Origin of the sequence: Edaphobacter sp. 12200R-103, from assembly GCF_010093025.1 — a bacterium.
Classification (GTDB): Bacteria; Acidobacteriota; Terriglobia; order Terriglobales; family Acidobacteriaceae; genus Edaphobacter.
Genome location: NZ_CP048114.1, coordinates 1,402,638 through 1,427,797, shown reverse-complemented (window position 1 = coordinate 1,427,797; position 25,160 = coordinate 1,402,638). Strand labels below are relative to the sequence as shown.

At 57.7% G+C, this 25,160-nt stretch carries 29 protein-coding genes; 11 read left to right on the top strand and 18 right to left on the bottom strand.

All coding sequences use genetic code 11. The annotated features are described in order from the left end of the window. The first annotated feature begins 51 nt into the window (after window positions 1–51). From GWR55_RS06040 to mdh, 3 genes are all read left to right on the top strand, one after another. The gene (locus GWR55_RS06040) at window positions 52–1,455 is read left to right on the top strand and encodes an NADP-dependent isocitrate dehydrogenase (RefSeq protein WP_162401458.1); all 1,404 of its coding nucleotides are present in this window, start codon (window positions 52–54) and stop codon (window positions 1,453–1,455) included. Between the two features lie 32 nt (window positions 1,456–1,487). Then, window positions 1,488–1,871 (top strand): hypothetical protein, encoded by a 384-nt coding sequence (locus tag GWR55_RS06035; protein ID WP_162401457.1) that lies wholly within the window; start codon window positions 1,488–1,490, stop codon window positions 1,869–1,871. 140 nt (window positions 1,872–2,011) lie between these two features. Continuing rightward, window positions 2,012–2,941, top strand: coding sequence for a malate dehydrogenase (gene mdh / locus GWR55_RS06030; protein WP_162401456.1), 930 nt, complete (start codon window positions 2,012–2,014; stop codon window positions 2,939–2,941). A 68-nt stretch (window positions 2,942–3,009) separates the two neighbouring features. On the opposite strand, the gene GWR55_RS06025 is transcribed toward mdh, so the two are convergent. The 3 genes from GWR55_RS06025 to GWR55_RS06015 form a co-directional block, all read right to left on the bottom strand. Next, complete coding sequence (locus tag GWR55_RS06025) at window positions 3,010–3,531, bottom strand: peptidylprolyl isomerase (RefSeq protein ID WP_162401455.1); 522 nt, start codon at window positions 3,529–3,531, stop codon at window positions 3,010–3,012. Window positions 3,532–3,595: 64 nt separating this feature from the next. Continuing rightward, window positions 3,596–4,369, bottom strand: a complete 774-nt coding sequence (locus GWR55_RS06020) for a peptidylprolyl isomerase (protein WP_162401454.1) — start codon at window positions 4,367–4,369, stop codon at window positions 3,596–3,598. A gap of 63 nt (window positions 4,370–4,432) precedes the next feature. Next, complete coding sequence (locus GWR55_RS06015; protein WP_162401453.1) at window positions 4,433–5,008, bottom strand: DUF1440 domain-containing protein; 576 nt, start codon at window positions 5,006–5,008, stop codon at window positions 4,433–4,435. Between the two features lie 114 nt (window positions 5,009–5,122). Between GWR55_RS06015 and GWR55_RS06010 the strand changes: the two genes are divergently transcribed. Further along, the gene (locus GWR55_RS06010) at window positions 5,123–5,422 is read left to right on the top strand and encodes a putative quinol monooxygenase (RefSeq protein ID WP_162401452.1); all 300 of its coding nucleotides are present in this window, start codon (window positions 5,123–5,125) and stop codon (window positions 5,420–5,422) included. A gap of 28 nt (window positions 5,423–5,450) precedes the next feature. Here GWR55_RS06010 and GWR55_RS06005 read toward each other — a convergent pair whose 3' ends face one another. Beyond that, entirely contained in the window at window positions 5,451–6,770 is a 1,320-nt protein-coding gene (locus tag GWR55_RS06005; RefSeq protein ID WP_370521379.1) for a dipeptidase, read from the bottom strand. A gap of 94 nt (window positions 6,771–6,864) precedes the next feature. Here GWR55_RS06005 and GWR55_RS06000 point away from each other — a divergent pair, with 94 nt between their 5' ends. Next, window positions 6,865–7,065 (top strand): hypothetical protein, encoded by a 201-nt coding sequence (locus tag GWR55_RS06000; RefSeq protein WP_162401451.1) that lies wholly within the window; start codon window positions 6,865–6,867, stop codon window positions 7,063–7,065. A 58-nt stretch (window positions 7,066–7,123) separates the two neighbouring features. Here the strand turns inward: GWR55_RS06000 and GWR55_RS05995 are convergent, their stop codons facing one another. The 11 genes from GWR55_RS05995 to GWR55_RS05945 all read right to left on the bottom strand — a co-directional run bounded on the left by GWR55_RS05995 (window position 7,124) and on the right by GWR55_RS05945 (window position 18,643). Then, the gene (locus tag GWR55_RS05995) at window positions 7,124–7,519 is read right to left on the bottom strand and encodes a heme-binding protein (protein ID WP_162401450.1); all 396 of its coding nucleotides are present in this window, start codon (window positions 7,517–7,519) and stop codon (window positions 7,124–7,126) included. Window positions 7,520–7,658: 139 nt separating this feature from the next. Next, window positions 7,659–8,405 carry a succinate dehydrogenase iron-sulfur subunit gene (gene sdhB, locus GWR55_RS05990; RefSeq protein WP_162401449.1) on the bottom strand — a complete coding sequence of 249 codons (747 nt, stop codon included), beginning with the start codon at window positions 8,403–8,405 and terminating at the stop codon, window positions 7,659–7,661. Between the two features lie 12 nt (window positions 8,406–8,417). Continuing rightward, window positions 8,418–9,419: an acyltransferase gene (locus tag GWR55_RS05985; protein ID WP_162401448.1), complete on the bottom strand. Its 1,002-nt coding sequence runs from the start codon at window positions 9,417–9,419 to the stop codon at window positions 8,418–8,420. Window positions 9,420–9,549: 130 nt separating this feature from the next. Continuing rightward, window positions 9,550–9,765, bottom strand: a complete 216-nt coding sequence (locus GWR55_RS05980) for a hypothetical protein (protein WP_162401447.1) — start codon at window positions 9,763–9,765, stop codon at window positions 9,550–9,552. Window positions 9,766–9,948: 183 nt separating this feature from the next. After that, window positions 9,949–11,724, bottom strand: coding sequence for a succinate dehydrogenase flavoprotein subunit (gene sdhA, locus GWR55_RS05975; protein ID WP_162401446.1), 1,776 nt, complete (start codon window positions 11,722–11,724; stop codon window positions 9,949–9,951). A 20-nt stretch (window positions 11,725–11,744) separates the two neighbouring features. Then, a complete protein-coding gene (locus GWR55_RS05970) occupies window positions 11,745–12,551 on the bottom strand; it encodes a succinate dehydrogenase (RefSeq protein WP_162401445.1) in 807 nt (268 codons plus the stop codon). Between the two features lie 133 nt (window positions 12,552–12,684). After that, on the bottom strand, window positions 12,685–13,332 hold the full coding sequence (locus tag GWR55_RS05965; protein ID WP_162401444.1) for a non-canonical purine NTP pyrophosphatase: 648 nt from the start codon (window positions 13,330–13,332) through the stop codon (window positions 12,685–12,687). Between the two features lie 172 nt (window positions 13,333–13,504). Beyond that, complete coding sequence (locus GWR55_RS05960) at window positions 13,505–14,938, bottom strand: hypothetical protein (protein ID WP_238398671.1); 1,434 nt, start codon at window positions 14,936–14,938, stop codon at window positions 13,505–13,507. A gap of 833 nt (window positions 14,939–15,771) precedes the next feature. Further along, window positions 15,772–16,242, bottom strand: coding sequence for a flagellar export chaperone FliS (gene fliS / locus GWR55_RS05955; protein WP_162401443.1), 471 nt, complete (start codon window positions 16,240–16,242; stop codon window positions 15,772–15,774). A gap of 12 nt (window positions 16,243–16,254) precedes the next feature. After that, a complete protein-coding gene (gene fliD, locus GWR55_RS05950; RefSeq protein ID WP_162401442.1) occupies window positions 16,255–17,619 on the bottom strand; it encodes a flagellar filament capping protein FliD in 1,365 nt (454 codons plus the stop codon). 172 nt (window positions 17,620–17,791) lie between these two features. Further along, complete coding sequence (locus GWR55_RS05945; RefSeq protein ID WP_162401441.1) at window positions 17,792–18,643, bottom strand: flagellin; 852 nt, start codon at window positions 18,641–18,643, stop codon at window positions 17,792–17,794. Window positions 18,644–18,883: 240 nt separating this feature from the next. Here GWR55_RS05945 and GWR55_RS05940 point away from each other — a divergent pair, with 240 nt between their 5' ends. From GWR55_RS05940 to GWR55_RS05930, 3 genes are read left to right on the top strand one after another with little or no spacing between them, the layout of a single operon-like run. Next, on the top strand, window positions 18,884–19,156 hold the full coding sequence (locus GWR55_RS05940; protein WP_162401440.1) for a flagellar FlbD family protein: 273 nt from the start codon (window positions 18,884–18,886) through the stop codon (window positions 19,154–19,156). A gap of 33 nt (window positions 19,157–19,189) precedes the next feature. Further along, the gene (locus GWR55_RS05935; RefSeq protein WP_162401439.1) at window positions 19,190–19,969 is read left to right on the top strand and encodes a flagellar motor protein; all 780 of its coding nucleotides are present in this window, start codon (window positions 19,190–19,192) and stop codon (window positions 19,967–19,969) included. Continuing rightward, complete coding sequence (locus GWR55_RS05930; RefSeq protein WP_162401438.1) at window positions 19,966–20,718, top strand: flagellar motor protein MotB; 753 nt, start codon at window positions 19,966–19,968, stop codon at window positions 20,716–20,718. The genes GWR55_RS05935 and GWR55_RS05930 overlap by 4 nt, the downstream gene beginning before the upstream one ends. On the opposite strand, the gene GWR55_RS05925 is transcribed toward GWR55_RS05930, so the two are convergent. Further along, complete coding sequence (locus tag GWR55_RS05925; protein ID WP_162401437.1) at window positions 20,684–21,115, bottom strand: secondary thiamine-phosphate synthase enzyme YjbQ; 432 nt, start codon at window positions 21,113–21,115, stop codon at window positions 20,684–20,686. The two genes, GWR55_RS05930 and GWR55_RS05925, sit on opposite strands and share 35 nt — an antisense overlap. Before the next feature lie 91 nt (window positions 21,116–21,206). On the opposite strand from GWR55_RS05925, the gene GWR55_RS05920 reads away from it, so the two are divergent. From GWR55_RS05920 to recO, 3 genes are all read left to right on the top strand, one after another. Then, complete coding sequence (locus GWR55_RS05920) at window positions 21,207–21,653, top strand: hypothetical protein (protein ID WP_162401436.1); 447 nt, start codon at window positions 21,207–21,209, stop codon at window positions 21,651–21,653. Window positions 21,654–21,888: 235 nt separating this feature from the next. Further along, on the top strand, window positions 21,889–22,149 hold the full coding sequence (locus tag GWR55_RS05915) for a ferredoxin family protein (protein WP_162401435.1): 261 nt from the start codon (window positions 21,889–21,891) through the stop codon (window positions 22,147–22,149). 104 nt (window positions 22,150–22,253) lie between these two features. Next, on the top strand, window positions 22,254–22,997 hold the full coding sequence (gene recO, locus GWR55_RS05910) for a DNA repair protein RecO (protein WP_162401434.1): 744 nt from the start codon (window positions 22,254–22,256) through the stop codon (window positions 22,995–22,997). A 390-nt stretch (window positions 22,998–23,387) separates the two neighbouring features. Here recO and GWR55_RS05905 read toward each other — a convergent pair whose 3' ends face one another. Together GWR55_RS05905 and GWR55_RS05900 are read right to left on the bottom strand one after the other, a co-directional pair. Then, entirely contained in the window at window positions 23,388–23,669 is a 282-nt protein-coding gene (locus GWR55_RS05905; protein WP_162401433.1) for a 4a-hydroxytetrahydrobiopterin dehydratase, read from the bottom strand. 275 nt (window positions 23,670–23,944) lie between these two features. After that, the gene (locus GWR55_RS05900; RefSeq protein WP_162401432.1) at window positions 23,945–25,024 is read right to left on the bottom strand and encodes an HD domain-containing phosphohydrolase; all 1,080 of its coding nucleotides are present in this window, start codon (window positions 25,022–25,024) and stop codon (window positions 23,945–23,947) included. Window positions 25,025–25,160 lie beyond the last annotated feature (136 nt).

Here is a 25,160-nt window from a genome sequence, read left to right as displayed (position 1 = left end):
CGGATGATAGCTTGGTCTTCTTATCACCTTTACTGGGGGGACGATTCATTTATGCAGGACAGCTACAACGGGATTCAGGTGCCCACGGATGGCGCATCGATTCAGTACGACAACGGCAAGTACACCATCCCAGACAATCCGATCATTCCCTTTATCGAGGGCGACGGTACAGGACGCGATATCTGGAAGGCTTCGCAGCGTGTCTTTGATGCAGCTGTTCAAAAGGCATACGGCGGCAAGCGTTCGGTGAAATGGTTTGAAGTGCTGGCGGGCGAGAAGGCCTATCGCCAGACCCAGAACTGGCTTCCGGATGACACGGTGAAGGCGACCGTCGATTTTCGCGTGTCGATCAAGGGACCGTTGACGACTCCCGTGGGCGGCGGCATTCGTTCGCTGAATGTTGCGCTGCGTCAGCTGATGGATCTTTATCAATGCGTTCGCCCGGTCAAGTATTACGCTGGCGTACCCAGCCCGGTGAAGCATCCGGAGCTGGTGGACATCGTGATCTTCCGCGAGAACACGGAAGATATCTACGCGGGTATCGAGTTCCGTCAGGGTACGCCTGAGGCGGAGAAGTTCATCTCATTTGTGAATGACGAGATGCTGAAGGGTAGCAAGAAGAAGGTTCGGACGGATTCAGGGGTGGGCGTAAAGCCGATCTCGATCACCGGTTCCAAGCGGCTGGTCCGCGCGGCGATCCAGTATGCGCTCGACAACCAGCGCAAGGTTGTCACCCTGGTTCACAAGGGCAACATCCAGAAGTTTACGGAAGGTGCATTCCGCGAGTGGGGCTACGAGGTCGCGACGCAGGAGTTCCGTGAGCATACCGTAACGGAGCGAGAGAGCTGGATTCTCGGCAACCTGGAGGCAAATCCCAACCTGACCGCAGAGGAGAACGCTGCTCTGATCGAACCGGGTATTGAGTTCGCTCCGAAGGCCTTTGTCGATGAGGTCATCGCCGAGGTCAAGGGGGTGATCGCTGCCATCGGCAAGTCGCACGGAAACGGCGCATGGAAGAACAAGATCCTGGTGAACGACCGCATTGCGGACTCGATCTTCCAGCAGATCATCATTCGTCCTTCGGATTACAGCGTTCTCGCCACGACCAACCTCAACGGCGACTACATCTCCGACGCGGCAGCGGCGCAGGTCGGCGGTCTTGGTATTGCGCCCGGCGCCAACATCGGCGACGGCTATGCCGTCTTTGAGGCGACGCACGGCACGGCCCCCAAGTACGCCGATAAGGACGTCATCAATCCTGGATCGGTGATCCTCTCAGGAGTAATGCTGTTCGACTTCATCGGATGGTCTGAGGCAGCTCGGCTGATCGAGTCTTCGATGGAGAAGACGATCCAGCAGAAGTTCGTGACTTACGACTTCGAGCGCCAGATGCAGGGTGCGACCAAGGCGAAGACCAGCGAGTTCGCCAGCCGCATGATCGAGAACATGGGCTAAGATACTCACTATCTTCAAAGTGAGGGCAGTCAATGCAGAGTATTCCTGCCAAAGTAGATCGCAAGGAGGCTTACAGAATTGTGAGCCTCCTTGCACATGGAATGGATCCAGATCAGCCGAATAAGGCTCTTCCAGCAGATATATTGCACCGTCCAAATGTTATTCGAGCATTGTTCTTAGCAGCCGAAGCGCTCCAGAAATATAAAAATACAACTGAAGCCAGAGAGGGCCGAGTGGGTAAGCCTTGGTCTCGCGAAGAAGATGACGAGTTGAAGGACGAGATTCATCGTCAAGTTGACTTGCAGGTAATCGCATCGAATCATCAGAGGTCATCGGGCGCGATTATCGCGAGGATGGTTCATTTGGACCTATTCGTCGACCGAGATGCTGCTCGTGCCCATTTTCGTCAACATTGACGACGATATCCGCACGGATACGTCGAATATCGTGCCAGCTCTCTAACGAGGCAAGTATCATGGATGGCGAAGAGATGCGGCATTCAGGCGCGTCTTAAGTGGGCCGCAACGGCCGAATCTTTCTGGAGAATTCACTCACCATGCGTAAGAAAGTCACTATCGTCGGAGCCGGCAATGTCGGCGCTACTGCTGCTCACTGGATCGCCTCGAAGGAGCTTGCGGATGTCGTATTGATTGATGTGGTCGATGGCGTTCCACAGGGCAAGGGACTGGACCTGCTGGAGGCTCTCCCGATCGAGAAGCGCGATGTGTCCGTCATCGGTACGAACGACTACGCCGATACTGCGAACTCGGACATCGTGGTCATCACGGCTGGAATCGCCCGCAAGCCCGGTATGAGCCGTGACGACCTGCTGAATACGAACTTCAACATCATGAGCGACGTTGCTGGCAAGGCGCTGGCTGCGTCTCCCAACGCGATCTTCATCATCGTCTCCAATCCGCTGGATGCGATGGCGCAGACGGCGTTCAAGAAGCTCGGTCTTCCTCGCGAGCGCGTAATCGGCATGGCCGGCGTATTGGATTCGGCCCGCTTCCGCACCTTCATTGCACAGGAGTTGAACGTCTCGGTCGAGAACGTCACCGCCTTCGTTCTGGGCGGACACGGCGACACCATGGTTCCACTGTCGCGTTATTCGACGGTTGCTGGCATTCCGATCACGGAGTTGATCCCGGCTGATCGACTGAAGGAGCTGGAGAGCCGCACGGCAAATGGTGGCGCGGAGATCGTGAAGTATCTCAAGACCGGTTCTGCCTACTATGCTCCTTCGGCTGCCGCCGTCGAGATGGTGGAGGCGATCCTGAAGGACAAGAAGAAGATCCTTCCCTGCGCTGCGTATCTCGAAGGCGAATACGGGATCAAGGGCCTCTACGTCGGCGTTCCCTGCAAGCTGGGAGCCAAGGGTCTGGAGCAGATCATCGAGATCAAGCTGACGGCTGAGGAACAGGCCGCCTTGAATAAAAGCGCTGATGCGGTGAAGGAGCTCTGCTCCGTGATCGGTGTCGCCTAGAACCTTATCGGCTATACAAAGAAAAAGCCCGCGAGATGCGGGCTTTTTTTTGCCGGCAACTCTGGTTGCTAAGCGATGCGCTCGATGGTGACAGACTCCAGAACGACCGGGGTCTTGGGCCGGTCCATGCCGTCGCGGGAGACCTTCGAGATCTTCTCGACGATGTCGTAGCCTTCGACGACCTGTCCGAAGATGGTGTGGCGGCCAGTCAGCCAGGTGGTGGGAGCCACGGTGATGAAGAACTGCGATCCGTTGGTGTTGGGTCCGGCGTTGGCCATGGCCAGCTTGCCGGGCTCCTGAAATCCATGGGGGCTTCCCTTAGTCTCGTCGGCAAACTTGTAGCCAGGACCGCCCATGCCGGTGCCTTCGGGATCGCCACCCTGGATCATGAACTCGGGAATGACGCGATGGAAGATGGTTCCGTCATACAGCTTGGATCCCTTCTTGCTGCGGCTCTCCCACTCCTTGGTGCCCTCGGCGAGGCCGATAAAGTTCGCTACAGTCTGGGGAGCGTCCTTCTCAAAAAGTTCAGTGACAATGGTTCCTTCGGACGTCTTAAAAGTTGCGTAGGTTCCTGGCTTACGTGCCATGTTGTTCTCCTTTGGGATTGGACGTACTGAGTGAGGCCCCTCAAAGCTAACGAGAGGCAAAGGTTTAGTTTGCAGAAGGCGGCGCTGCCGGAGAAGCAGCGGGTTGCGGTGGTTCGGGAGGCATGGGCTGTCCGTCCCGGACGATGGTGACCTTATTGATGACGACCGGGGTTACGGGTTTGTCATTGTCGTCACGCTGGACGCGTGCGATCGAGGCGACAAGCAGAACCGTGTGAGCATCGCACTGTCCGAAGATGGTGTGCTTGCCATTGAGCTGTGGAACAGGAACCTCGGTGATAAAAAACTGTGAGCCATTGGTATTGGGCCCGGAGTTGGCCATCGCCAGCCGTCCCGGCTCATCGAAGGCAACGGTGGGGTCGAACTCGTCCTGGAAGAGATAGCCAGGATCGCCGCGTCCATCGCCAAGACGGTCGCCCCCCTGGATCATGAAGCCAGGAATGACGCGATGAAACGTCGTGCCATTGTAGAAGGGCTCGCCGTGAACCTTTTTGAGGGTCTTCGGATCGGTCCAGTCCTTCGATCCCTCTGCCAGTCCCATAAAGTTTGCGACTGTCACAGGGGCCTGTTTGTCATAGAGTCTGCATGTCAGCCGGCCCATCGTTGTGTCAATCACCACCGTCGGTCCGGTCGGGACAACGGGAGGTTTGGCATCGCTGGTTGTACTGGGGGCATCCGGCAACGCATCTGCAGAAGATGGCGGCGCTGGCGCCTGCGGTGCCTGTGATGAATCGGCCGCAGGAGTGGTGGCCGGCTGCGATTGCGCCCAGGCCGGTCCGCCGCTGACAACCAGGGCAAGTGCGAGAAGACGAAGCGTCATGCGTACCTAAACTCCAAAGACAAGGCTATCGCAGACGCCTGCGGCGGGCAATTCGAAACGGACCTACATCAGGCGGCGCAGGAGGCTGCGAACCAGCTCCAGTGAGCCTCCGTAGACGACGTGCGCCGCCCAATGTTGCAGATGATCGGTCGTAGGGGTTTCGGCCGGTGGCGGCGAAAGTTGAAAAGCTGGTACGGCGACTTCGTGTGCCGCGAGGAACAGGAGAGTGCCGTATGCGGTCCCGCCGCCGGTGGTCACCTCAGGAGCCAGCTCGGCAGTCACACCGTAGATTGCGCCCATCAATGTGCCGAAAGCATAATGAACTGCCCGCCCCGCCTTCTTCTTATTTTCCGCCTGCAAATCTCTTCCTGCCGCCACTGCAATCCTGCGGGCCACCTTCTCGGTCGAATCCTCCTGCCGGGCTGCCTCTTCCGCGTGCTGCCGCTGGTCTAGATCAATCGATTCTTCCGGCTCATCGAGCGCCAGCCGAACCTGCTTTTCTGCGACTTTCTTTCCGGCCGAACTCAGCTTCTGAAACTGATCCATAATCAGCGTCGCGGCAATTCCAGCGGTTACGCCGGTTACAACTCCGCGAATGACGTTAGGACGATGCCTGCGCCTGAACCATTGAGTAACCAAGAGACACCTCGCTTTCCCCGGAAGAGAAAGATATTTACAAGTGTGTGATGCGGATTTGCGAGAGTTGTGTGACCCGATGGTCAGGATGGCATCCAACGATTTAAAGGAGGGTTTATGCCAAAGCTGGCGCTTTACGTTCCATTGAAGGCCAAACCGGGGAAAGAGACGGAGCTGAAGGAATTTCTGAGGCAGGGGGCGCAGATGGCTGCTCAGGAGCAGGGGACTGTGACCTGGTATGCCCTCGATGAGGACGACGGCCGCTTCAGCATCTTCGATACCTTTGAGGATGAGGCGGGACGGGATGCGCACCTGAATGGGCCTATTGCGAAAGCCCTTATGCAGAAGGCGAACGAGCTGCTCGCCGAACCCCCGCAGATTCACAAAATCGCGCTGATTGCGACAAAAGGGAAGTGAGGCTCCCTTCGGCCTGGGCTGGAGAATTTTACTGACCTTGTCCCGGAGCGATCACAGGAGGCTTCTCTTGCGCGGCTTGCACGGCGCGAAAGACGCGCAGGAGATTGCCGCCCAGCAGTTTATGCATGTCTTCCGCTGTGTAACCCCGCGCCATCAGGGCCTTCGTGACCTTTGGTAGATCGGCGGCAGAGTCAATGCCTTCGGGTGGAACTGGAATTCCGTCGAAGTCGGTGCCGATGCCTACATGGTCGATCCCCGCCACTTTGATTACGTGGTCAAAGTGATCAATCAGGGAGTTGAAGGGGGCGCGTCCGATCTTTGCAGCAAACTCGCGATCGATCTTGTCCGAAGCCTCGTAGGGCACTGGAAGTCCCTTGGCCTTGTACTCGGCGGCGAGCTGCTGCTGTGCTTTCTGACGCTCCGGTCGTTGCGCATTCCACGCCTGCCGCCAATGCTCATCGATAAAGGCAGGGAAGAAGTTGACCATCACCACGCCATTGTTTTTTGCAACTGCGCGCAGCATATCGTCGGTCATGTTACGGGGAGCACTGGTAAGCGCTCGCGCGGAAGAATGGGACGCGATCACCGGCGCTTGGGTCGTCTCCATCACATCCCAGAACGTCTTGTCGGCGACATGAGAGATGTCGACCATCATGCCGAGACGGTTCATCTCCTGTACGACCTGCTTGCCGAATGGGGTGAGGCCATTGTGATGCTTCACTCTCGGATCGTCGATGTCCCCGGAGGAGTCAGCCCAGTCGTTGGTGTTCGACCATGTGAGCGTCATATAACGGACGCCAAGACGGTAATAATCGCGCAGCAGGCCCAGGGAGTTCTCAATGGAGTGGCCGCCCTCGATTCCCATCAGCACCGCGAATTTTCCTTGTCTATGCGCTGCGAGAATCTGGTCCGCGTTGACGCATAGAGCCAATTTATCCGGAGCCTTCCGCACCTGCTCCAGCGTCGCATCGATCAGCTCAAGCGTGCGCCGTGCAGACGCGTTTGCAGGATACTGGTTGGGATCGACCCAGATGGAGAAGAATTGGGCATCGAGGTTTCCCTTCTTCGCGCTGTCGTAGTTCAACATGCCGCCATTCAGTGGATCGGTGAAGTTCCAGTGTTCATCGGCAAAGCGCTGAGGCGTGTCCGCATGAGTATCGATCACGATGGAAGAGTTCTGGACGGCAAGAGGATTCTGAGTTGCGCTCATCTTTTCCTTGTGTGACGGCCGGGTTGCCTGGGCATTCGAAAACGGTGCGGCACTCAGCAGCGCGCAACAGGCCGCGAGAGTGGCGACCCGCATAAGGCGCGGCTTTTCACCTACTTGAGTGTCACGGAACGTTCTCATGATTATGAGTGATTGTAGCAACAAGCATAAGGCAACAAGCATAAGGCAACCGGGTAGTTGGAATGGGCCATCTTTCTAAGAAGTGAGGTGGTATATGGCACAAGGACTGAACTCGACCAAGACAGGAGCAAGGCCCTCCCACGAGGCTATCGAACAGAACGCCAGCGCGACTGAAGTCGGAAAGACAGCCCAGGAGCGAGCCGACGCTGCAGCGATGGAGAGCGCAAAGCGTGCTCAGAATCGTCTTCATAGCAACGAAAATCGAGATCCCGGAAGCAAGATGTTTACAAAGTAATCTGATCGTCCCAAGATCCGGATAACAAAAGGGCTCTCGTGAGAGAGCCCTTTCCATTTCAGAACGCCGCTGCACCGGCTTCAGCCACTGTCTGGTCCTGCTTTCCGCTGCCACCGCTCACGCCAACCCCTCCTACAACTTTGCCGTCCTTTTTGAGTGGGATGCCGCCGGCAAAGATCATCACCTTGCAGTCGTTCGAGACGTGGATTCCGAAGAACTGGTCCCCCGATTGCGAATGCTTTGCAAGATCTTGGGTCTCAATATCGAAAGCGCGCGAAGTCCACGCCTTTTTGATCGAAATATCGATGGAACCAAGCCAGGCGTTCGCCATACGCTCGAATGCAAGGAGGTTTCCGCCCTCATCGACCACGGCAACGTTCATGGGTTGGCCAATCTCTTCGGCCTTCTTCTGGGCAGCGGCAATAATCCTCCGCGCGTCTGCAAGCTGAATCATAGGGAATCTCCTTGAGATCAATTTAGATCATTCCCCGCATAAGATGCTCGCTGCGGACGATCTTCGAGTTTTCAATGCAAAGAAAAGGACCAATGCCAGTTGGCATCGGCCCGTGACCGCTTTCTCGCAAAAGCGTGAACTAGCGGGTAAACATATCTTTGACCTGTTGGACGAAGACATCACGTTCCATATCGCTGATCGCCTCGGTCAGGGGGAGTTCCTTCGGACAGGTCATGACACAATTCTGGGCAAAGCTGCACTCCTGGATACCGCCATCTCCAGCAAGCGCGCGCAGCCGATCTTCCGCCAGCACAGCTCCGGCAGGGTCGAGATTGAACAGCTTGGTCTGGGCGATGGTCGCCGCACCGACGAAGTTGGTGACGTCGTTGAACTGGGGGCAGACCTCCATGCAGCAGCAGCAGGAGATGCAGTTCGAAAGCGGATAGCGCTGCTCCTGAACCTGCGGGAATTGTCTGGGGCCGGATCCGAGATCGTACGTGCCATCGATCGGCACCCACGCCTTCACCTTCTTCAGATTCTCAAACAGCACGGAGCGATCGACTGCAAGATCGCGAACCACCGGGAACTTCGAGAGAGGAGCCAGCGTGATCGGCTGCTCCAGCTTGTCGACCAGGGCCGAGCAGGCCATGCGCGCCTTTCCATTAATCAGCATGGCGCATGATCCGCAGATCTCTTCCAGGCAGTTGGAGTCGTAGGTGACCGGCGTCGTCGCCTTGCCGCTGACGTCGGTGGGATTAAGCGCAATCTCGCCAAGCAGGGATGTAATGTTCATGCCCGGGCGATAGGGAATCTCAAACTTCTCCGTGAAAGGAGCGGAATCAGGGGTGGCTTGGCGCTTGATCTCGACTTTGATTGTGCTTGGCATGGCTTCGTTTCCTTAACTTGGGGTAACGGCGGGATAGCGATTTTTAATTCGCCGCGAATGTGCAAATGCGAGAGATGGTTTTTCAATCACAAACCATGAAAATACGGCTGCGATGGCGATGGTAAGGCATGAAAGAGTCAGCGCAGTCCATGGATGAGTTCGATAAAGGCCTGCGGCCACAAACATTTGGATGATGGGCCAGTGCAGAACATAGATCCCATAGGAGAAGTCTCCCCAGCGTGTCGGCCCCTTGATCGTTGGGAATAGAAGGGACACGCTCAAGGTGAGTGTGGCAATAGCTGCGGGGCGAAGAGCAAACCAGCCCGTCATCACATGGCCAAGATAAAGCAGAACCGCGGCCACCGTCAGCCACTTTCCGTGCTCTTCAAAGAAACGCAGGTGATAGTGGATCAGCGCCCCGATCATGAAGAATGAGAGCTGACCGGGGAGTTGAAGCGCATACGTGTTGTGGTCCGCCATGGCGACCCGGTAGATGATCGAGAGCACAAAGAGGGTCCACAGGACCGCATCCCGGTTCAGGCGACGGCAAAGCCAGACAATCGCGGGAACCAGAATGTAGAACATCACCTCAATCTTGATCGTCCACAGCGCCCCGTTCATCCCGGTCATCGGGTTCTTCTCAAATACTCCCGGAATGTCCCCTGCAAGGAAGTTGGCGAAGGTCAGATTGGCAAAAAGGAATTTGCCGACGTGGAAGCTGCCGTAATAAAACGCAATGGCCAGGCAGAGCGCCGTCGATAGCCAATAGCCGGGCAGAATGCGTGCAGCCCGCTTGATGAAGTAGTCCTGAAGAGAGGAGGAGCGCTCGTAGCTGGCGAAGATCAGGAAGCCGGAGATCGCAAAAAATCCCTCGACCGCCAGGTGCCCGCTGAAATAGCGCGGGAGAGGATCAAACAGGGGATTCCCGCTGAGGTGCCCGACATGAAACAGAACAACAAGTACCGCCAGTGTCAGGCGGAGAATGTCGAAGTTATTCTCGCGACCGCGACTCATAAGCCACCCATCTGAGTCGCACTTCTGCGATAAGTCACAGCTGGAAAATAAGATACCGGGAAGCCGCGCATATGCAGTGAGAAAACAGGCATTCCCTCCGGCACGGTGAGGAGTCTTCGACCGCGGCTATTCAGACGATGATGCTTCCGGTCTTGCCGGAGTGCTCTTTCTCCTGCGTAACCAGAGAGATGCCTTCTTCCATGCAGGTCAGATGCCGGCCAGAGGCCTCGATTTGATGAATTCTCTTCCTCACGCTGCGGTTGTACAGAATGATGTAGGTCCAGATTCCGACAAAGATCGCCGGAAGAACGAAGAAGACAAAGAAGTTGGACATTGTCGCGTTCATGCCCGGTTAGATGCCGCAAACGGATTGTGAAGGTATCTGGCTGCATATCCGGGTTCTTTGTCATCCTGGGGGAGAACGTTCTTCCCCAGGCCTGCTTTCCTGTCCTGTTGCCAAACTCCTCATAGCCTGGTCATTTTTATCTCTTTACAAATCTGCGAGGTAGAGGCCAGGTTTTCTCATTCACTAGGCAGTGGCGTCGTAGCGCCGCGGCCTGGGTGGGATGAACTGAATATCGATGTCCTCGTACTCGAACTTCGGCGCGCCGCTCACAAAGCTCGCCTTGGTCGTCTTCAGGAACCTTTCGTCGTTGCGCTCCGGGAAGTCCGGCTTGTAGTGCGCTCCTCGGGACTCGTCCCGAAGCCGAGCACCCTGCACGATTACCCTCGCCAACTCCAGCATGTTATAGAGCTGCCGGGCAAAGGCAAAGCTCGTGTTCGCCCACTGGCTCTTATCGGAGAGATTGATGTTCCGGTAACGCTGCTGCAGCTCAACGATCTTGGCGTCCGCCTCATCCAGACCGGCGTTATACCGGATGATGGTGGCGTGCTTGGTCATCGTCTCACCAAGCTCGCGCCAGATCTTGAAGGGGTTCTCGGTACCCGGATTCTTCAGCAGAACGTCGTTGTATTCCTTCTGGCGCTGCAACTCGGCCGCGTGACCGCCGTCGCCCTCGATCGCCGTCAATGACTTTGCATACTGCATCGCCTGCGGCCCGGCCACAAATCCACCGTAGATGCAGGAGAGCAGGGAGTTCGCACCGAGACGATTTGCTCCGTGGATCGAGTAGTCTGCCTCACCCGCCGCGAAGACTCCGGGGATATTGGTCTGCTGGTTGAAATCCACCCACAGGCCGCCCATGGTGTAGTGCATGCCGGGGAAGATCTTCATGGGAACCTTGCGGGGATCGTCGCCCACAAACTTCTCGTAGATCTCGAGGATTCCCTCGAGCTTGTGCTGCCGCTCCGGAGACAGGTGGGAGACATCCAGATATACCATCGGCTGTCCGTCGATTCCCATGCCGTGCTCGTAGACCACCTTGAAGATGGCGCGGGTAGCGACGTCGCGTGGAACCAGGTTGCCGTACTTCGGATACCACTCTTCGAGGAAGTACCAGCGATCCGACTCCGGAATCGACTGCGAGGCGCGCTTGTCGTTCTTGTCCTTGGGGACCCAGACGCGGCCGCCCTCACCGCGGGCCGACTCCGACATCAGGCGCAGCTTGTCCTCGCCCGGAATCGCCGTCGGATGCACCTGGATGAACTCGCCATTCGCATAGTAGGCGCCCTGCTGATACAGGGCCGACTGAGCCGATCCGGTGCAGACGACGGAGTTCGTCGACTTTCCGAAGATGGCTCCGTTGCCGCCAGTGCAGATGATGATGGCGTCCGCCGGGAAGGTGCGCAGCTCCATCGTGCGCAGGTCCATCGCGCAGATGCCGCGGCAGATGCCCTTGGAATCGAGTACGGAGGACAGGAACTCCCACCCCTCGTACTTCGTGACCTTGCCTTCGGACTCGTAGCGGCGTACCTGTTCGTCGAGTGCGTAGAGCAGCTGCTGCCCGGTCGTGGCTCCGGCAAAGGCTGTCCGATTGAACAACGTTCCGCCGAACCGGCGAAAGTCCAACAGCCCCTCGGGTGTCCGGTTGAAGGGCACGCCCATGCGGTCGAGCAGGTCGATGATTCCAGGACCCTGCTCGCACATCTGCTTGACCGGCGTCTGGTTGGCCAGAAAGTCGCCGCCATAGATGGTGTCGTCAAAGTGAGCCCAGGGGCTGTCGCCTTCGCCCTTCAGGTTCTTGGCTGAGTTGATGCCGCCCTGTGCGCAGACCGAATGCGAGCGCTTCACCGGCACGATGGAGAAGAGGTCAACCTTGCCTCCCGCTTCGGCGATCTTGATGACGGCGGAGAGGCCGGCGAGTCCGCCGCCTACAACTACAATTCTCGGGGTTGCTGCTGCCATGTCGTTTTACGTGACCTTTCCTAGCGTTGCAGGCTGGAGGGCTCGGTGTTGGTTGAGCCGGGAACAGGATTCTGGGGAGCAGGCATCGTTACTCCAGGCGGCTGCGCTGGCATCACATCTTCCGGGGCGTTGGCGTACTTGGGACCGACGAAGGCCCAGATGCTGATCAGGCCTAGTAGGCACAGCCCCGCGCCGCCCACGGCACAGACATAGCCGAAGCGCTTGCGAGCCTTATCTCCCGGCGTGATACCCCACTTCGCGGCAAACAGCCAGACTCCGTAGGCGAAGTGCCACGTCGTGGCTATCATCGCGATGACATAGATTGCCAGCATCCAGGGGTTGTGAAGCTCCATCTGCACCTTGTGGAAGGCGGCGCCGGGATGCTCCGGCAGCATGACTCCCGTAAAACGCTGGCGCCAGAGATGCTGGACTATATAAAGGAGCGCGATAATCCCGGTAATGCGCTGGATGACATACATCCGGTTGCCCGACCAGGGATAGACATTCACGTTCGAGCGGCCACGCACAGCTATGAAGACGCCGTAGCCGGCGTGGTACGCCAGCGGGATAAAGATGAATGCCCACTCCAGCAGGCGAACCAAAGGCAGGCTATTCAGAAACTTAACCTGCTGCGCGTACGCAAGGGGCCCGTTGATGGCCTCGAAGTTAGAGACAATATGCTCAATCAGAAAGGCGCCGATCGGTACGATGCCCGTCAGGGAGTGCAGCTTGCGCCAAAAGAAGGAGTGCCCTTGGCCAGCACGAAGCGGTTGCACACCGCGAAGAGGCGGAGTGGCAGGAGGGGCTGGCGGTGCGGCAGTTGCCATGGCAAAACTCCTTGAAAGTCGTTGGGAGTACGGCTGCATCTGGATTTCTGCAGCAGGCTGATTATTCCGCTCCGGTTATACCAGCGTCAAGAAATCAAGGACTTTTTGTGCGATTATCGGGTAGCTTGTGCGATTAAGTGATCGGACTCTCCTGGTCCACCGTCAAACCGTGTTCTTCCAGCAGCTTCTTTAAGGCGCGTCCACGGTGGCTGAACGCCAGTTTGGTGGAAGCATCAAGTTCCGCCATCGTCTTTCCCATTCCGGGAAGAAAAAACAGCGGATCATAGCCAAAGCCGGAGTTGCCACGTGGCTTTGCAAGGACCTGGCCCTCGACGGTTCCGTCGGCGGTGGCAAGAATCCGGCCATCCTTTGCCGCTGCCAGCACGCAACGGTATCGCGCACTGCGGTCTGTTTCTGGCGCATCTTTGAGGGCATCGAGCAGGTAGGCATTATTGCGCTCATCGATGGGCATATCCGCAGCGGGAGCGAAGCCGGCGTCCTCCGCATAGCGTGCGGACCGTACCCCCGGCGCTCTTCCCAGAGCGTCCACCTCCAGCCCGGAATCATCCGCCAGCACCAGCATGCCCGGGGCTCGGAGCGAATAGTAGATGGCCTTCGAGCAGGCATTGCCGTGAAACGTAGGCTCATTCTCCGGAGGCGCAGGAATGTTCGCGAGACCGGGAAGGGGCTCGATGTGAATGTTTAAGCCCGCGACTTCGGCTGCCGCAGCGGCGAAGTCGCGGAGCTTGCCCGGATTTGAGGTGGCGACGAAGAGTGTCATCCCTCTATTCAAGCATTGCTCCGACCTGCATCGAGCTCTAGGATGGGCATGAAAATTCATCTCTAAAGAAGAAGTGTCATTCTGAGCGGAGCTTCTCGCAGGTTCACCGCGAGAAGCGCAGTCGAAGGATCTGCGGTCTTCACGCAACATCCCGAGCGTTGAAAAATAAAACTCATCGCGCAATCCTGAGCCGGACAAATGCTGCCACACCCCACGGATGATCTCCATAGGTCGCGTGGAGCGCGTCAGGGGTCTTGTAGGTAGTGAACTGCGCCCCCGGTGCAGCCGTCAGATGCCGCCCCAGCCGGAAGTCACGGTCGTAGCCGAAGCTGTAAGCCTGCACATGCCCGATGGGCTCTTCCTCAAAGTCTGCCGGGAGTGGCTGGCCGGGGTGCAGAAGCAGCTCGCTCGTCCGTCCGGCATTTTCAATGCGGGTCCAGGCATAGTTCTTCCCGCCGAACTTCAGCAGTGACTCTGCTAGATAGCTGTTGATCTTGTGCTCGTCATGGCCGTTGGTGATGGAACGCGTACGACCCCACACAATCGTGTTCGACCAGTTGCCCCGCGTCAGTCCATTGGCCTCACGCTCTCCGAAAGGACGGTTGTACATGATCGATGCTGTCTGCCGGTGCTGGTCTTCGTGTGGATAAAGCGCCTCCGGACTCGCGATTCGGGCGATGGAGTATTGTCCCGTCCAGTTGGGGGTGGGTGACACAGTCAGGCGGGTCGAGTAGCTGTCGATGGCCAGGCCGTTCGACGATGGTTGAAACTGCCATCTTCCCTCCGACGGCTCACCTCCATGGAAACCCGAACCCTCCACGCGAAACCATCGCCAGGTCGCCGCTGCAGTCACCACGTTGTAAGCAATGTGGGTAGAGTCCTCCTGGTGGTGGCCCAGAGCTGCCAGCGGGTTTTCCGAGGCGGACATACGGTGCGGGTATGCCGATGGTCCAACAGCAGGATCCCCGATCGGAGCCGCATAGAAACTCAGAAGGCTGTGCTCGCCGAGGCGAATATCATAGAGCGCAGCCACTTCCATAAAGAAATTATGTGGATGCTGCCCGTCGACAATCGGAGCACCAAATGCCGTCTCCCCCTGCTGAAAGAGCAGGGGATACTGCCGCCCGCTCACCGTAGCCGGCTCCAGCGAAAACATCGCTCGCAATGTCAGCCGGCCAGGGCCAAGACGACGCATGGCCATCGGCATGATCCAGTTGGTGGAAAAAATTTTGTCGCCGCCCCGTCGACCGTCTGGTGTTTGTGCAGCTTCCTGTTGCAGCTCTGTGATGAAGGCTTCACCGTGCAGCATCCACATCCAGGCGCCGTGATGCCCCATCATCATGTACATCGGGGTCGAGGCCGGCTCGACCGTTGTTCCTGAAGACAGATGATTCAACTGCGCTTCAATCAGATCCTTCGGCTGCATCATCATCATGCCCTGCATCGGTGGCGACGAAGCAGGGTGGTGAGAGTGGTCCATCCCGGCCATACCGGAGTCGTGCTGCATGCCGGGCATCGACGGATCCTGCTGGGCGATGGCGGGGGACAAAAGCAATACAAAAGCTGTAAGGAACGTGGCAAATTTTGCGTAAGGAAGGCGGTTCACGAATCTCTTCTCCTGAAAGATCAAACTGTGCGATAGCTGCTTCGCGCGCGATGAGGCACGCCGGGGGCAGACAGGTCTTTATGCGGAGATGAGAATCAGATTCGTAGCGCGATAAGAGGAGGCAAGCGAAGAGGAACAGCCGCGGGACCGGCAACTCTGGAAAAGGAAGACGCTGTGTCTGGGACAAGCCCAGCGAGTGGCAGGATGGTCAAAGCCGTTTGATGCGCATCGGCGGCGAAACTAACAGATGCAGGCTGATGATGCACCGTGCAGCATGACTCTGAGGCGGTAGTCTCCACCGGTGCATGACTTGGGCAGCAGGCATGCGCCGCTGCTCCCATACTAGACATGCTTATGGTTGCCGTCGGCTGGACTGCAGGTGTCAAGCACATTGCCGAGCTGACCGTGAAGGCTAGAAGGCAAAGTATAGCGACCAGATTGGAAAACGAATGTCTCATCTTGTATCTGCTAAGACGGATCGGCTCTCAAACCATTACACCGGCAGATACAGTGTATCTCGGGGACCGCGGGGTATCCACCTATGCCTGAACTCAGGTTACGGTGACCCGGCGATGCGGGATGGCGGTTGCACAGGATATGGCAGAGATGCAGTTCTTGCAGCGCCATGACGTGTCATCCTGAGCGAAGCTCTGGTGGCTTTATCGCGAGAAGCGTAGCCGAAGGACCTGCAGCCTGCTGGCTCATCCACTGTCCTGAACCGCAGATCCTTCGACTACGCGCTGGCACGCTCCACTCAGGATGACACTTCTGAAAGGTCTTGGAGAAACTGGCCTAGCAATCTCTTCCACATCAAGCCCTGTATGTGGATCGCCCTATGCGGACCATCGCGAAGCCTGGGACTCCTCGGCCGCAATCGCCGGGGGAAGAGGCGTGGCGAATAGCTCTTCTTTTGTGCGCAGCTCCCGCGGCAGAACGCGATTGGCGTCCGGGTCTCTGGCCGCTACCAGCCACGCGTCACGCACGTTTCGTACCGAGGCGATGACCTCCTGAAACTGCTCTACGGATTCATAGTGCGAGGCTTCGAGAGCCAGCGTGAACATGGCGGCGTAAAAGTCCGAAAGCGATTGGGCAGTGCTTCCGGCAAGATCAGGACGCAGTCTTGCCTGCAGGTACATCAGAATATCGAGAGCGCGGCTCACTGCGATCCGGCGTCCCGTGACATCCTTCTCCTCGGCGCATTGAATGGCATGATAGAGAAAGCGGGTCAGGCCGTCGTAGAGGGCGAGAATTAAATCCACTCCGGTAGCTCCCATCAGGATCTGCTGCTGATAGTTCTGTTCCATTCCTTCTCCCGTTTAATGTCCGCTGTTGTAGCCGGTGATGGCGCTGTAGAGTTGGTTAATCTGGTCGAGCTGATCTGGCAGCGACTGCAGGATCTGGTTGGCCGTATTCAACTGATCCGTCAGCCTGGACTTGTCGTCGGCGATGCGCTGTTCCTGATTGCTGATGTTGTTGTTCAGGGTGTCTTCCTGGGACGAGTTCTGCTTGAGTGCCAGGTAGACTGCGCCATTCATCGAGGTAGAACTCAATCCATTCAACATGGAATTGAACGTCTGCCCGAAGCTGCTCGCGTTTTGGAAAAAGCCCTGAATGTCGCTGAAGCTTGAGTTCAACGCGTTATCCAGGGTTCCGCCGTCGATCGTGAGGTGGCCTGTCTGGTCGACCGTAATGCCGAACTGCGAGAGGCTCTTGATGGAGCCGCTGGCTGCGCCGGTGAGCAGTCCCTGGCTCAACTGGTTTTGTATCAGCGCGACCGTGGGATCGCCGAAGAGGGGTTCGGGTTTTCCGGTGGAATCCTTGCCTTCCTGTGTCTTTATGTCGTCGGCTACGGCGTTGTAGGCGCTTACGAATTTACTGAATGCCTGCTCGATGGAGGCGTTGTCGTTGGTGATCTGTACCTGGACGGGCACGCTGGGGTTTGCAGAGACGGCAAGGATCTGAAAGGTGACTCCCGGGATAAGGCCTGTGACCGTATTGGAGGCGCTGGTGGTATTCAGGCCATCGACGGTCAGGCTGGCATCCACGCCCTGCATACCTTGTTGAAATCCGATCGCTGTACTCGTGGCATCATCCGTCAGCGATGCGCTCAGGGTGATCTGTCCGGCTGCTCCGCTGGTCTTACTGACCAGCGAAAGCCGCGAGCCAGTGGTGTCGGTCACAACAGAGGCCGCGACTCCCATGGAGGCGCTATTAATGGAGGCGGCAAGTTGCGAAAGTGTCTGGCCACTCACGTTCAGACTCTGACTCTGGCCGCCGATGGTCACGGTGAGCGAGCCGGTCAGGGTATCGGCGGAGTTGGTGATCAGGTCGGAGTATTGGGACGAGGTCTGGGCGAGGCTGTTGACCACCACGGTATGGCTTCCTGCGACGGCGAGGTTGCTGGCTGAGGTCAACTCAACGACGTCGGTGTCGGAGCTGGCACCTTGCTTCGATGCGAAGACGCCGCTGAAATCGGTGAGCGCCTGCATTGCGGTTGACAGACTGGCGAGGTCGGTCCCCATCTTGCTCAGCGCTGTGTCCTGAGCCTGCAGGCTGGAGAGCTGGGTCTTCCACGGGTCTTCCACCGCCTGTTCGGCAGCGAGAATCTGGCTGACGGTAGAAGCGACGTCAAAACCCTGACCGCTATTAATAGGACCAAAGTTGATTCCAACTGTCCCCATCCGTGGTTCTCCTTTAAGCATCGGGCCGACGCAATTGAAGGGCCTTAATCTCTGTCGAAATCTTAGAAGGTGCTAACCACCAAAATGGATTTTGGTGGTTAGCCATAAATTCAGACGGCGGTGGCGGGCAGACAGCTTAACGCCGCCTGCCCGCTACGGATTTTCAACAGGCTTACTGGAGCAGCTTCAGAACGTCCTGCTGGACGGCGTTGGCCTGGGAGAGCGCCGCGATACCGGTCTCGCTGAGGATCTTGAACTTGGCCATGTCGCTGGTGGCCTGACCGTAGTTGGTGGCGCGGATGTTGTTCTCCGCCGAGGACAGGTTGACCGACTGGGTATTGGCGACGTTTGCGGCCGCGCTCAGCTGGTTGATGTTGGCGCCGATGGTGCCGCGCTGGTAGGCGACGTCCTGAACGGCAGAGGTGAGCGTCGTCAGAATGCCCGCCGCGGTAGTGGAGTCCAGGGTTGCGCTTGCGGTAAGGTCAGCGCCTGCGCCGCCGCCGGAGGTGGTTCCGACGCTGGCCGTGGTGAGTGCACCGACTGTCTCCGCAAAAGTGCTTGCGCCCGACGCTGTTCCGTCGCTCACGAACACGTTGACTGCGGTGGCAGTGAAGACGGCGTTGCCGTTGTAGTTGGTCTTCGAGCCGATGTTACCGATCTCGGTCAGGATGTTCTGATACTCCTGATCGGCCGAGCTGACCTGGCTGGTATTGAGCGTACCGTTCGCCGCTTCGGTGGCGAGCGTAACAGCACGGTTGAGCAGGTTGGTGACCTGAGCGAGGGCACCGTCTGCGGTCTGCAGCATACCGACGCCGGCCGATGCATTCTGTGCCGACTGCGTGAGGGCTGCCACGTTGGCGTGGAGACCATCGGCCAGTGCGAGGCCGGCAGCATCGTCGGCGCCGCTGTTGATGCGCGAACCGGAGGAGAGCTGCGTCAGGGTGTTCTGCAGGCTCATCTGGGTCTGGTTCAGATTGTTCTGTGCGTAGATTGCTGAGATGTTGTTCAAGACACCCAAGGACATGGGGGAACGCTCCTGTTCACACTTCGATTTGAAGTACCGCATTGCCTGTCCAGGGGTGCCCGGGATAATGCATGTTGCCCGGTTACCTTACGAAAGGCCCTGCGTTCTCCCACCTCATCGGCGTGGGTAACCGGGACTTGAGGGAATTCCTGGGTGGAGAGAAAAGGCCTGGTTACCGGTGGGCTGGTCTATTGAGTTGGTAACGCGGGCCGATGAGAGAGCAGAGAGAGGAAGTATCCCATGATCGAACTGACTCGCCTTAATGGCAGTCGCTTCAGTATTAACTGCGACCTCATTAAATATGCCGACTCTACTCCGGACACTGTGCTCACGTTGGTGACCGGCGAGAAGCTGGTGGTGCTGGAGCCGCGCAACGAGGTCATGCGGAAGACGATGGAGTTTCGCGCCTCTGTGCTGCAGTCGGCGTGGCCGGACGCAGAGGTAGCACTGGCAGGCAAACGTGCCCGGGATATGCAGGAGACTGCCGCCGAGTCGAACAAATCCACAAGCTGAATCACGCAGACCTTTCACGAAGAGGATTGTTTTATGGATATTGCCAGCATAGGTGGCATCGTAGTCGCGATACTCGGCATTCTGGCCGGCATGATGATCGAAGGCGGAAACATAGGCCAGATTACACAGCCGACGGCGGCCCTGATTGTGATTGGTGGGACGATGGGCGCGGTCATGCTGCAGTTCCCGCTTAAGACGTTTCTGGCAGCTCTGAAACAGATGATGAAGATCTTCATCTCGAACGGGGCAGACAGCGAGGCCGTTCTGAAGCAGTTGGTGCAGTTTGCCAACAAAGCGCGCAAGAGCGGCATCGTCTCGCTGGACCAGGACCTTGGCACAATCGAAGATCCCTTCTTCCGACAGGCGCTCATGCTGGCGATCGACGGCACGGAGCCGACCGAGGTTCGCAAGATCATGCAGATGGAATTGGATAACAAATCGGAGATGGAGGAGAAGATTCCGCAGGTCTTTGAGGCGGCGGGCGGCTATTCGCCGACGGTCGGAATCATTGGCGCCGTGCTGGGGCTGATCCAGGTGATGCAGCACCTGGACAACATCAGCGAGGTGGGGCGGGGCATCGCGGTGGCCTTTGTGGCCACGATCTATGGTGTGGGTCTGGCCAATCTTGTATTTCTTCCGGCGGCGGGGAAGCTGAAGATTCGCCATCGCGAGGAACAGATGGCGAAGGAGATGATCCTCGAGGGCGTCATCTCGATCCTTGAAGGAATGAATCCGCGGATGATGGAGACGAAGCTCCGAACCTTCCTTGCCGAGGGCAAGGAGATTGAAAGTACGGCGGAGGCTGCAGCGTGAGCCGCAAGAAGAAGCACGAACACGTAAACCACGAACGCTGGCTGGTCTCCTACGCGGATTTCATTACGCTGCTCTTCGCGTTCTTCGTAGTTCTGTTTGCCTCCAGCCAGTCGGATCGGAAGAAGCAGACGGCTGTGGCGGAGGCGATGCAGACGGCCTTTACTCCGCTCGGAAGTTTCGAGCAGCACGCGAAGACGCCGGCGCTGGACCCGGCGCCGGCAAACTCCGTCGTGACCCGTCCGGCGGCGTTGGCGATGCCGTTTCCGCAGGCGGGGCAGTTGACGCCGGAGCAGGAGATGAAGGCGAGGGTGGCGAAGCTGATACAGGATGCGGGTAAGAAGCTGCCTCCGGGAAGCCTGACTACCCGCATGACGCCGGATGGACTGGCAATTTCGCTGCACGAGATTGGTTTTTTCCCATCAGGCTCGGCCGCGATCCGGAGCGAGGCGATTCCGGTGCTGACGGCACTGGCGGAGTCGATTCCGGATGTCCCTCTGCGCGTGGAGGGGCACACCGATAATGTCCCCATCCACACGTCGCAATACCAGTCCAACTGGGAGCTTTCGACGGCGCGAGCCAGTGCGATTGCACGCCTGCTGCTGGAGCATGGCTCCATGCATCCGAACCATATGGCGGCGGCGGGATATGCGGAGTTTCACCCCATTGCCTCGAACGCTACGGAGGAGGGCCGCAGCCAGAACCGCAGGGTGGACATTATTCTTTTGCGAGACCAAGCAGCTTTACGATGACCCGCTTGGACCGCTGTCCGTCGAATTCGGCATAAAAGATTCGCTGCCAGGTGCCGAGATCGAGTCTGCCTTTGGTGATGGGCAGAGTCGTCTCATGGCGCAGCAGCAGGGCCTTCAGGTGAGCGTCGGCGTTATCTTCGCCGGTCTGGTGGTGCTTGTAGCCGGGCCAGCGGGGCGCCAATTTTTCGAGCCAGGTCCCGATATCCTCGATCAGTCCATCTTCGTTGTCGTTGACGTAGATGGCGGCCGTGATGTGCATGGGGGAGACAAAGCAGAGCCCGTCATCGATTCCGCTGCGCCGGACGATCTCCTCGACCTGGGGCGTGATATGAACCATCTCGTAGCGCTGCTTTGTGTTGAAGACGAGATACTCTGTGTGGGCTTTGGTCTGGGCCATCCGGTTCACTCCAATCCTCGATGTCTCTATAAGCAGCATACTGGGGCAAGATGAAAGCAAGCGAATATGACTCAGTGGAGCTTTGGAGCATATGAACGTTGGCTTCCTTGAAAAAAATCGATTGCTGCTTCCTGTCATCAGCGCGTTTTCCTACGGACTTGGGGCACTGACGATTGCCTGGGTTATGGCGATAGAGTTCCATGAAGGCGCTCTCGACCGGGTCGCAGTAAGATTTTGGGCGTTTGCCTTCTCCTTCCTTGTGTGGCTTCTGGGCGCGGCCTATGCTTCGGGTGCTGTCTCACCGGCAAAGCAACTCCGATGGTGGCCCATTTCAATCCTGCTTGCGGCGCTGCATGGGGGAATGGTGGTTCTTGGGGTTGTGTTTCTGGGTAGCGGAGGTCGATCCGATATGAAATCGGCGGCAATCTTCGTTTTGATTGGAGCGATTGCCGCCGCCTTCAGCTACGCTTATTTTTTGATAATCGTATGGATCATTGGAAAGAGAGCCGCTCTGCCCGAGCGGCAACCACCTTTCTGAGGATCGATGAACCACTTGAACTTCCGTAAGTTCTGGAAGTAGAGATCCGGTTTCGTCCATAGCGGCTGCTGAACATCTGACTTTATGTCATAAAGCAGGAGCAACCGAAATCAGGCCGATTTAGTCCTATATGAATTCCGATTTCTGTTGGTGGACGAGGCGTAAGTTGCTGCTAAAATCGAGCAAACGCCTACAACTGAAATTTTCAGACGCGGCAAAGGGAGAGATTAGAGAGATGGCTTATGTGATTGCGGAACCTTGCATCGGGACGAAGGATACGGCCTGCGTGGATGCCTGCCCGGTCGATTGTATCCACCCGAAGAAGGACGAGGCGGGTCACGGCGATTCGGAACAGCTTTTCATCGATCCGGTCGAGTGCATCGACTGCGGTGCGTGTGTGCCGGTGTGTCCGGTTTCGGCGATCTATGCCGGAGACGATCTTCCGGAGAAGTGGGCGGACTTCCAGCAGAAGGCTGCTGACCACTACGGACGATAAGATTACCCGTATCTATGGTATGAAGACGCGTGGCCGTGTGCCACGCGTTTCTGTTTTGAGTGACCGGGTTTGAGTGCAGAGTTTGGACGGCAGGTGGGAAGGGAATGACGCAACGGCAGAGTGAAGCGATTGTTCTGCGTAGCTGGCCGTTTGAAGAGGCTGATCTCCTGGTAAGTCTGCTGACCCGCGAGCAGGGTCGCATCAAAGGGGTGGCCCGGCACGCGATGAGGTCTCGAAGGCGATTTGGCGGCGCGCTGGAGCCGATGACCTGTGTGCGCGCCAGCTATGCGGAAAAGCCGAAGCAGGAGCTGGTGCGGCTGGACGCCTTCGAAATTCTGTGGTCTCCATTGTCGGACCCGGTGGATTACGGGAGAACGGCGGCCCTGGAGTTTGTCGCTGAAGTGCTGGAAGAGGTGTTGCCGGAGCAGGCTCCTGATGACGCCATGTTTCGGTTGGCCGTGGCTGTAGTACCGGAGATGCAGATTGGACGGATCTGGCTTCCGGTGACTTACTTTGCGCTGTGGATTCTGCGCCTGATGGGGTGGATGCCTGCTCTGAACCACTGCGCTACCTGCGCGGTTGACCTGCGTGGCCGGACGGTGTGGTATAGCGAAAGTGCTGATGGCGTGGTCTGCGACGAGGACCGACGAGCAAACAGCCATGCGCTTGCCGCGGCCTCAGTGAGGGAAGCGCAAAGGATCTTCCGTTCCACGATTGCCGAGCTGAATGCGGAAGACTGGCCGAAGCGAAGGTCGGAGGACCTGAGGCAGTTTGCCCTGACGATGCTGGAGAGGCATCTGGAGCGCAGGGTACGGAGCGGACGAGCGCTTGAGAGAATCCAGGGCTAGGATGCATTCCCATATATCCGGACGCCGATCACAGTTGCTCCCAGAATGCATGATGGTGGTGGTGCAGGATATGACGGTCGCTGAGAAACGTAGCGCAGCCGCGGGGTCGAAGAGCCTGCCCTGCGCGAACTCGAATGGGATGCGGTCTGCTGGCCTTAGCCCGCATCCCCGGACCGCAGATCCTTCGACTGCGTTTCTCGTGATAAAGCCGCGAGAGCTTCGGTCAGGATGACACTTCATGAGGCTGCAAGGACTGTATCTCCGAAGGATGCCATTTCATGAGAGTGCGAGAACTGTATCGCGAAGGATGGCATTTCGGGAAAACCTTGGGAGAAACGGTTTAAGGTTTGTCCTACACAAAGCCTCTATTTGTAAGCGGAGATACCCTGGTCAGGGAAGATCCTGGTTGATCCGTGAGGCCATCGTCAGGTCGCGAGCGGTGATTCCTCCGGCATCGTGTGAGACGAGCGTAAGCCTGACCTTGTTGCAGCGGATGTCGATATCGGGATGGTGACCGGCAGATTCTGCAAGCTGGGCTACCCGGTTGACGAACGCCACTGCCTGAACGAAGTCCGGGAAGGTCCAGTCGCGAACCAGCTTGCCGGATTCGAGATGCCATTTCGGGGCTTCCTTGAGCCAGGTTTCCACTTCAGAATGATCCAGAACCGCCATTGTCACCTCCGGCTGTAGAAATCTGTTTCCTGCATGCTAGAGCGAAGTGGGGAAGTGAGCAAACCGTTAAGCTGAGAGCCGTTGTTCAGATGTAATTTTCGATGTGGCATTCCCAAGCGTAGTGAGGGATCGGTATATTTTGCGCGGAGTGCTGTAGACACCACAGGCAAAATACAGGGATTCTTCAATCCGCTCAGAATGATGGTTTTTTCAATGGCGAGACCATTTTTAATGGCGAAACTGTAGCCTGATCAATTCTAAAACGGGAGCAGATTCTAAAGAGTTGTCAGTGCGTCGTAGCCAGGTTCTTCTGTCTGCTTCCGGACGATGCCCCAGTGTTCATCGGGAATCTTGAGATAGACGTTTACGATGGCGGGATCGAACTGCGTGCCGGAGCAGCGGATGATCTCGGCGCGAGCCGTCGCAAAGGTGGTTCCTTTGCGATAAGGCCGATCGGAGGTCATGGCGTCGAGAGTGTCGGCGATAGTGAATATGCGGGCGCCGAGCGGAATCTGGTTTCCCCTGAGTCCTCGGGGGTAGCCGGAGCCGTCGTATCGCTCCTGGTGAGCGTAGACGATCTCGGCGGCGTCGCAGAGGAAGGGAATCTTGCGCAACATCTCATAGCCGCGCTGGCAGTGCTCGCGCATGATGGCAGTTTCGGTCTCATCGAGGCGGCCAGGCTTCAGGAGAATGGCGTCCGGGGTAGCGATCTTGCCGATATCGTGGAGAAAGGCTCCGCGCGCAATGGTGCGCAGCTCGTCCCGTCCTACTCCGAGGGAACGGGCGAGCTCAATGGTGTAAGCGGTAACGCGCTTGGAGTGGCCCTCAGTCTCCTGATCTCGAAGGTCGAGCGCGTCGCCCATAGCGCCGATGGTGATGTCGTAGCTGCGTTCCAGGTCCTGCATGATGGCGCGCAGGCGGCTGGTGCGCGTGGAGATGACCTCTTCCAGGTGCTGCCGGTAGGCGATGTTCTGCTGCAGGTGGCGGCGATGTTCGGCAGCGCGGGCCACAACGCTTTCGAGCTGGCGGCGCTCAAAGGGCTTGATGAGGTAATCGAAAGCGCCGCGGCGGAAGGCGTTGGTAGCCACCTGAATGTCGCGAACGGCGGAGAACATGATGACCGGGAGATCGGGGTGATCGGTCGAGATACGATCCAGAAGAGCGAGGCCATCCGTGCCCGGCATCATGATGTCGGACAGGACAAGAGCGTAGTTGGGATCCTGACCAAGGAGGTCGATGGCTTCCTGCGCTCCCGCTGCAGTGACCGGATGATACCCGCCACGCTCCAGCAAAGTAGCGACGATGCCGCGTACCGGCTCTTCATCATCTACGACCAGGATCTTTTCCTGTAACATCCGTTTCTTGGGGCTCCCTCTCTGCTGCGCCTCTTCTAGGTATCGGAAGAATCGATCAGGGCTTTACCGCGGTATTTTACGATGACCGGAACAATTTGTTGGTACCACGGAAGGGGCACAGACGAAGGTGTGCAAA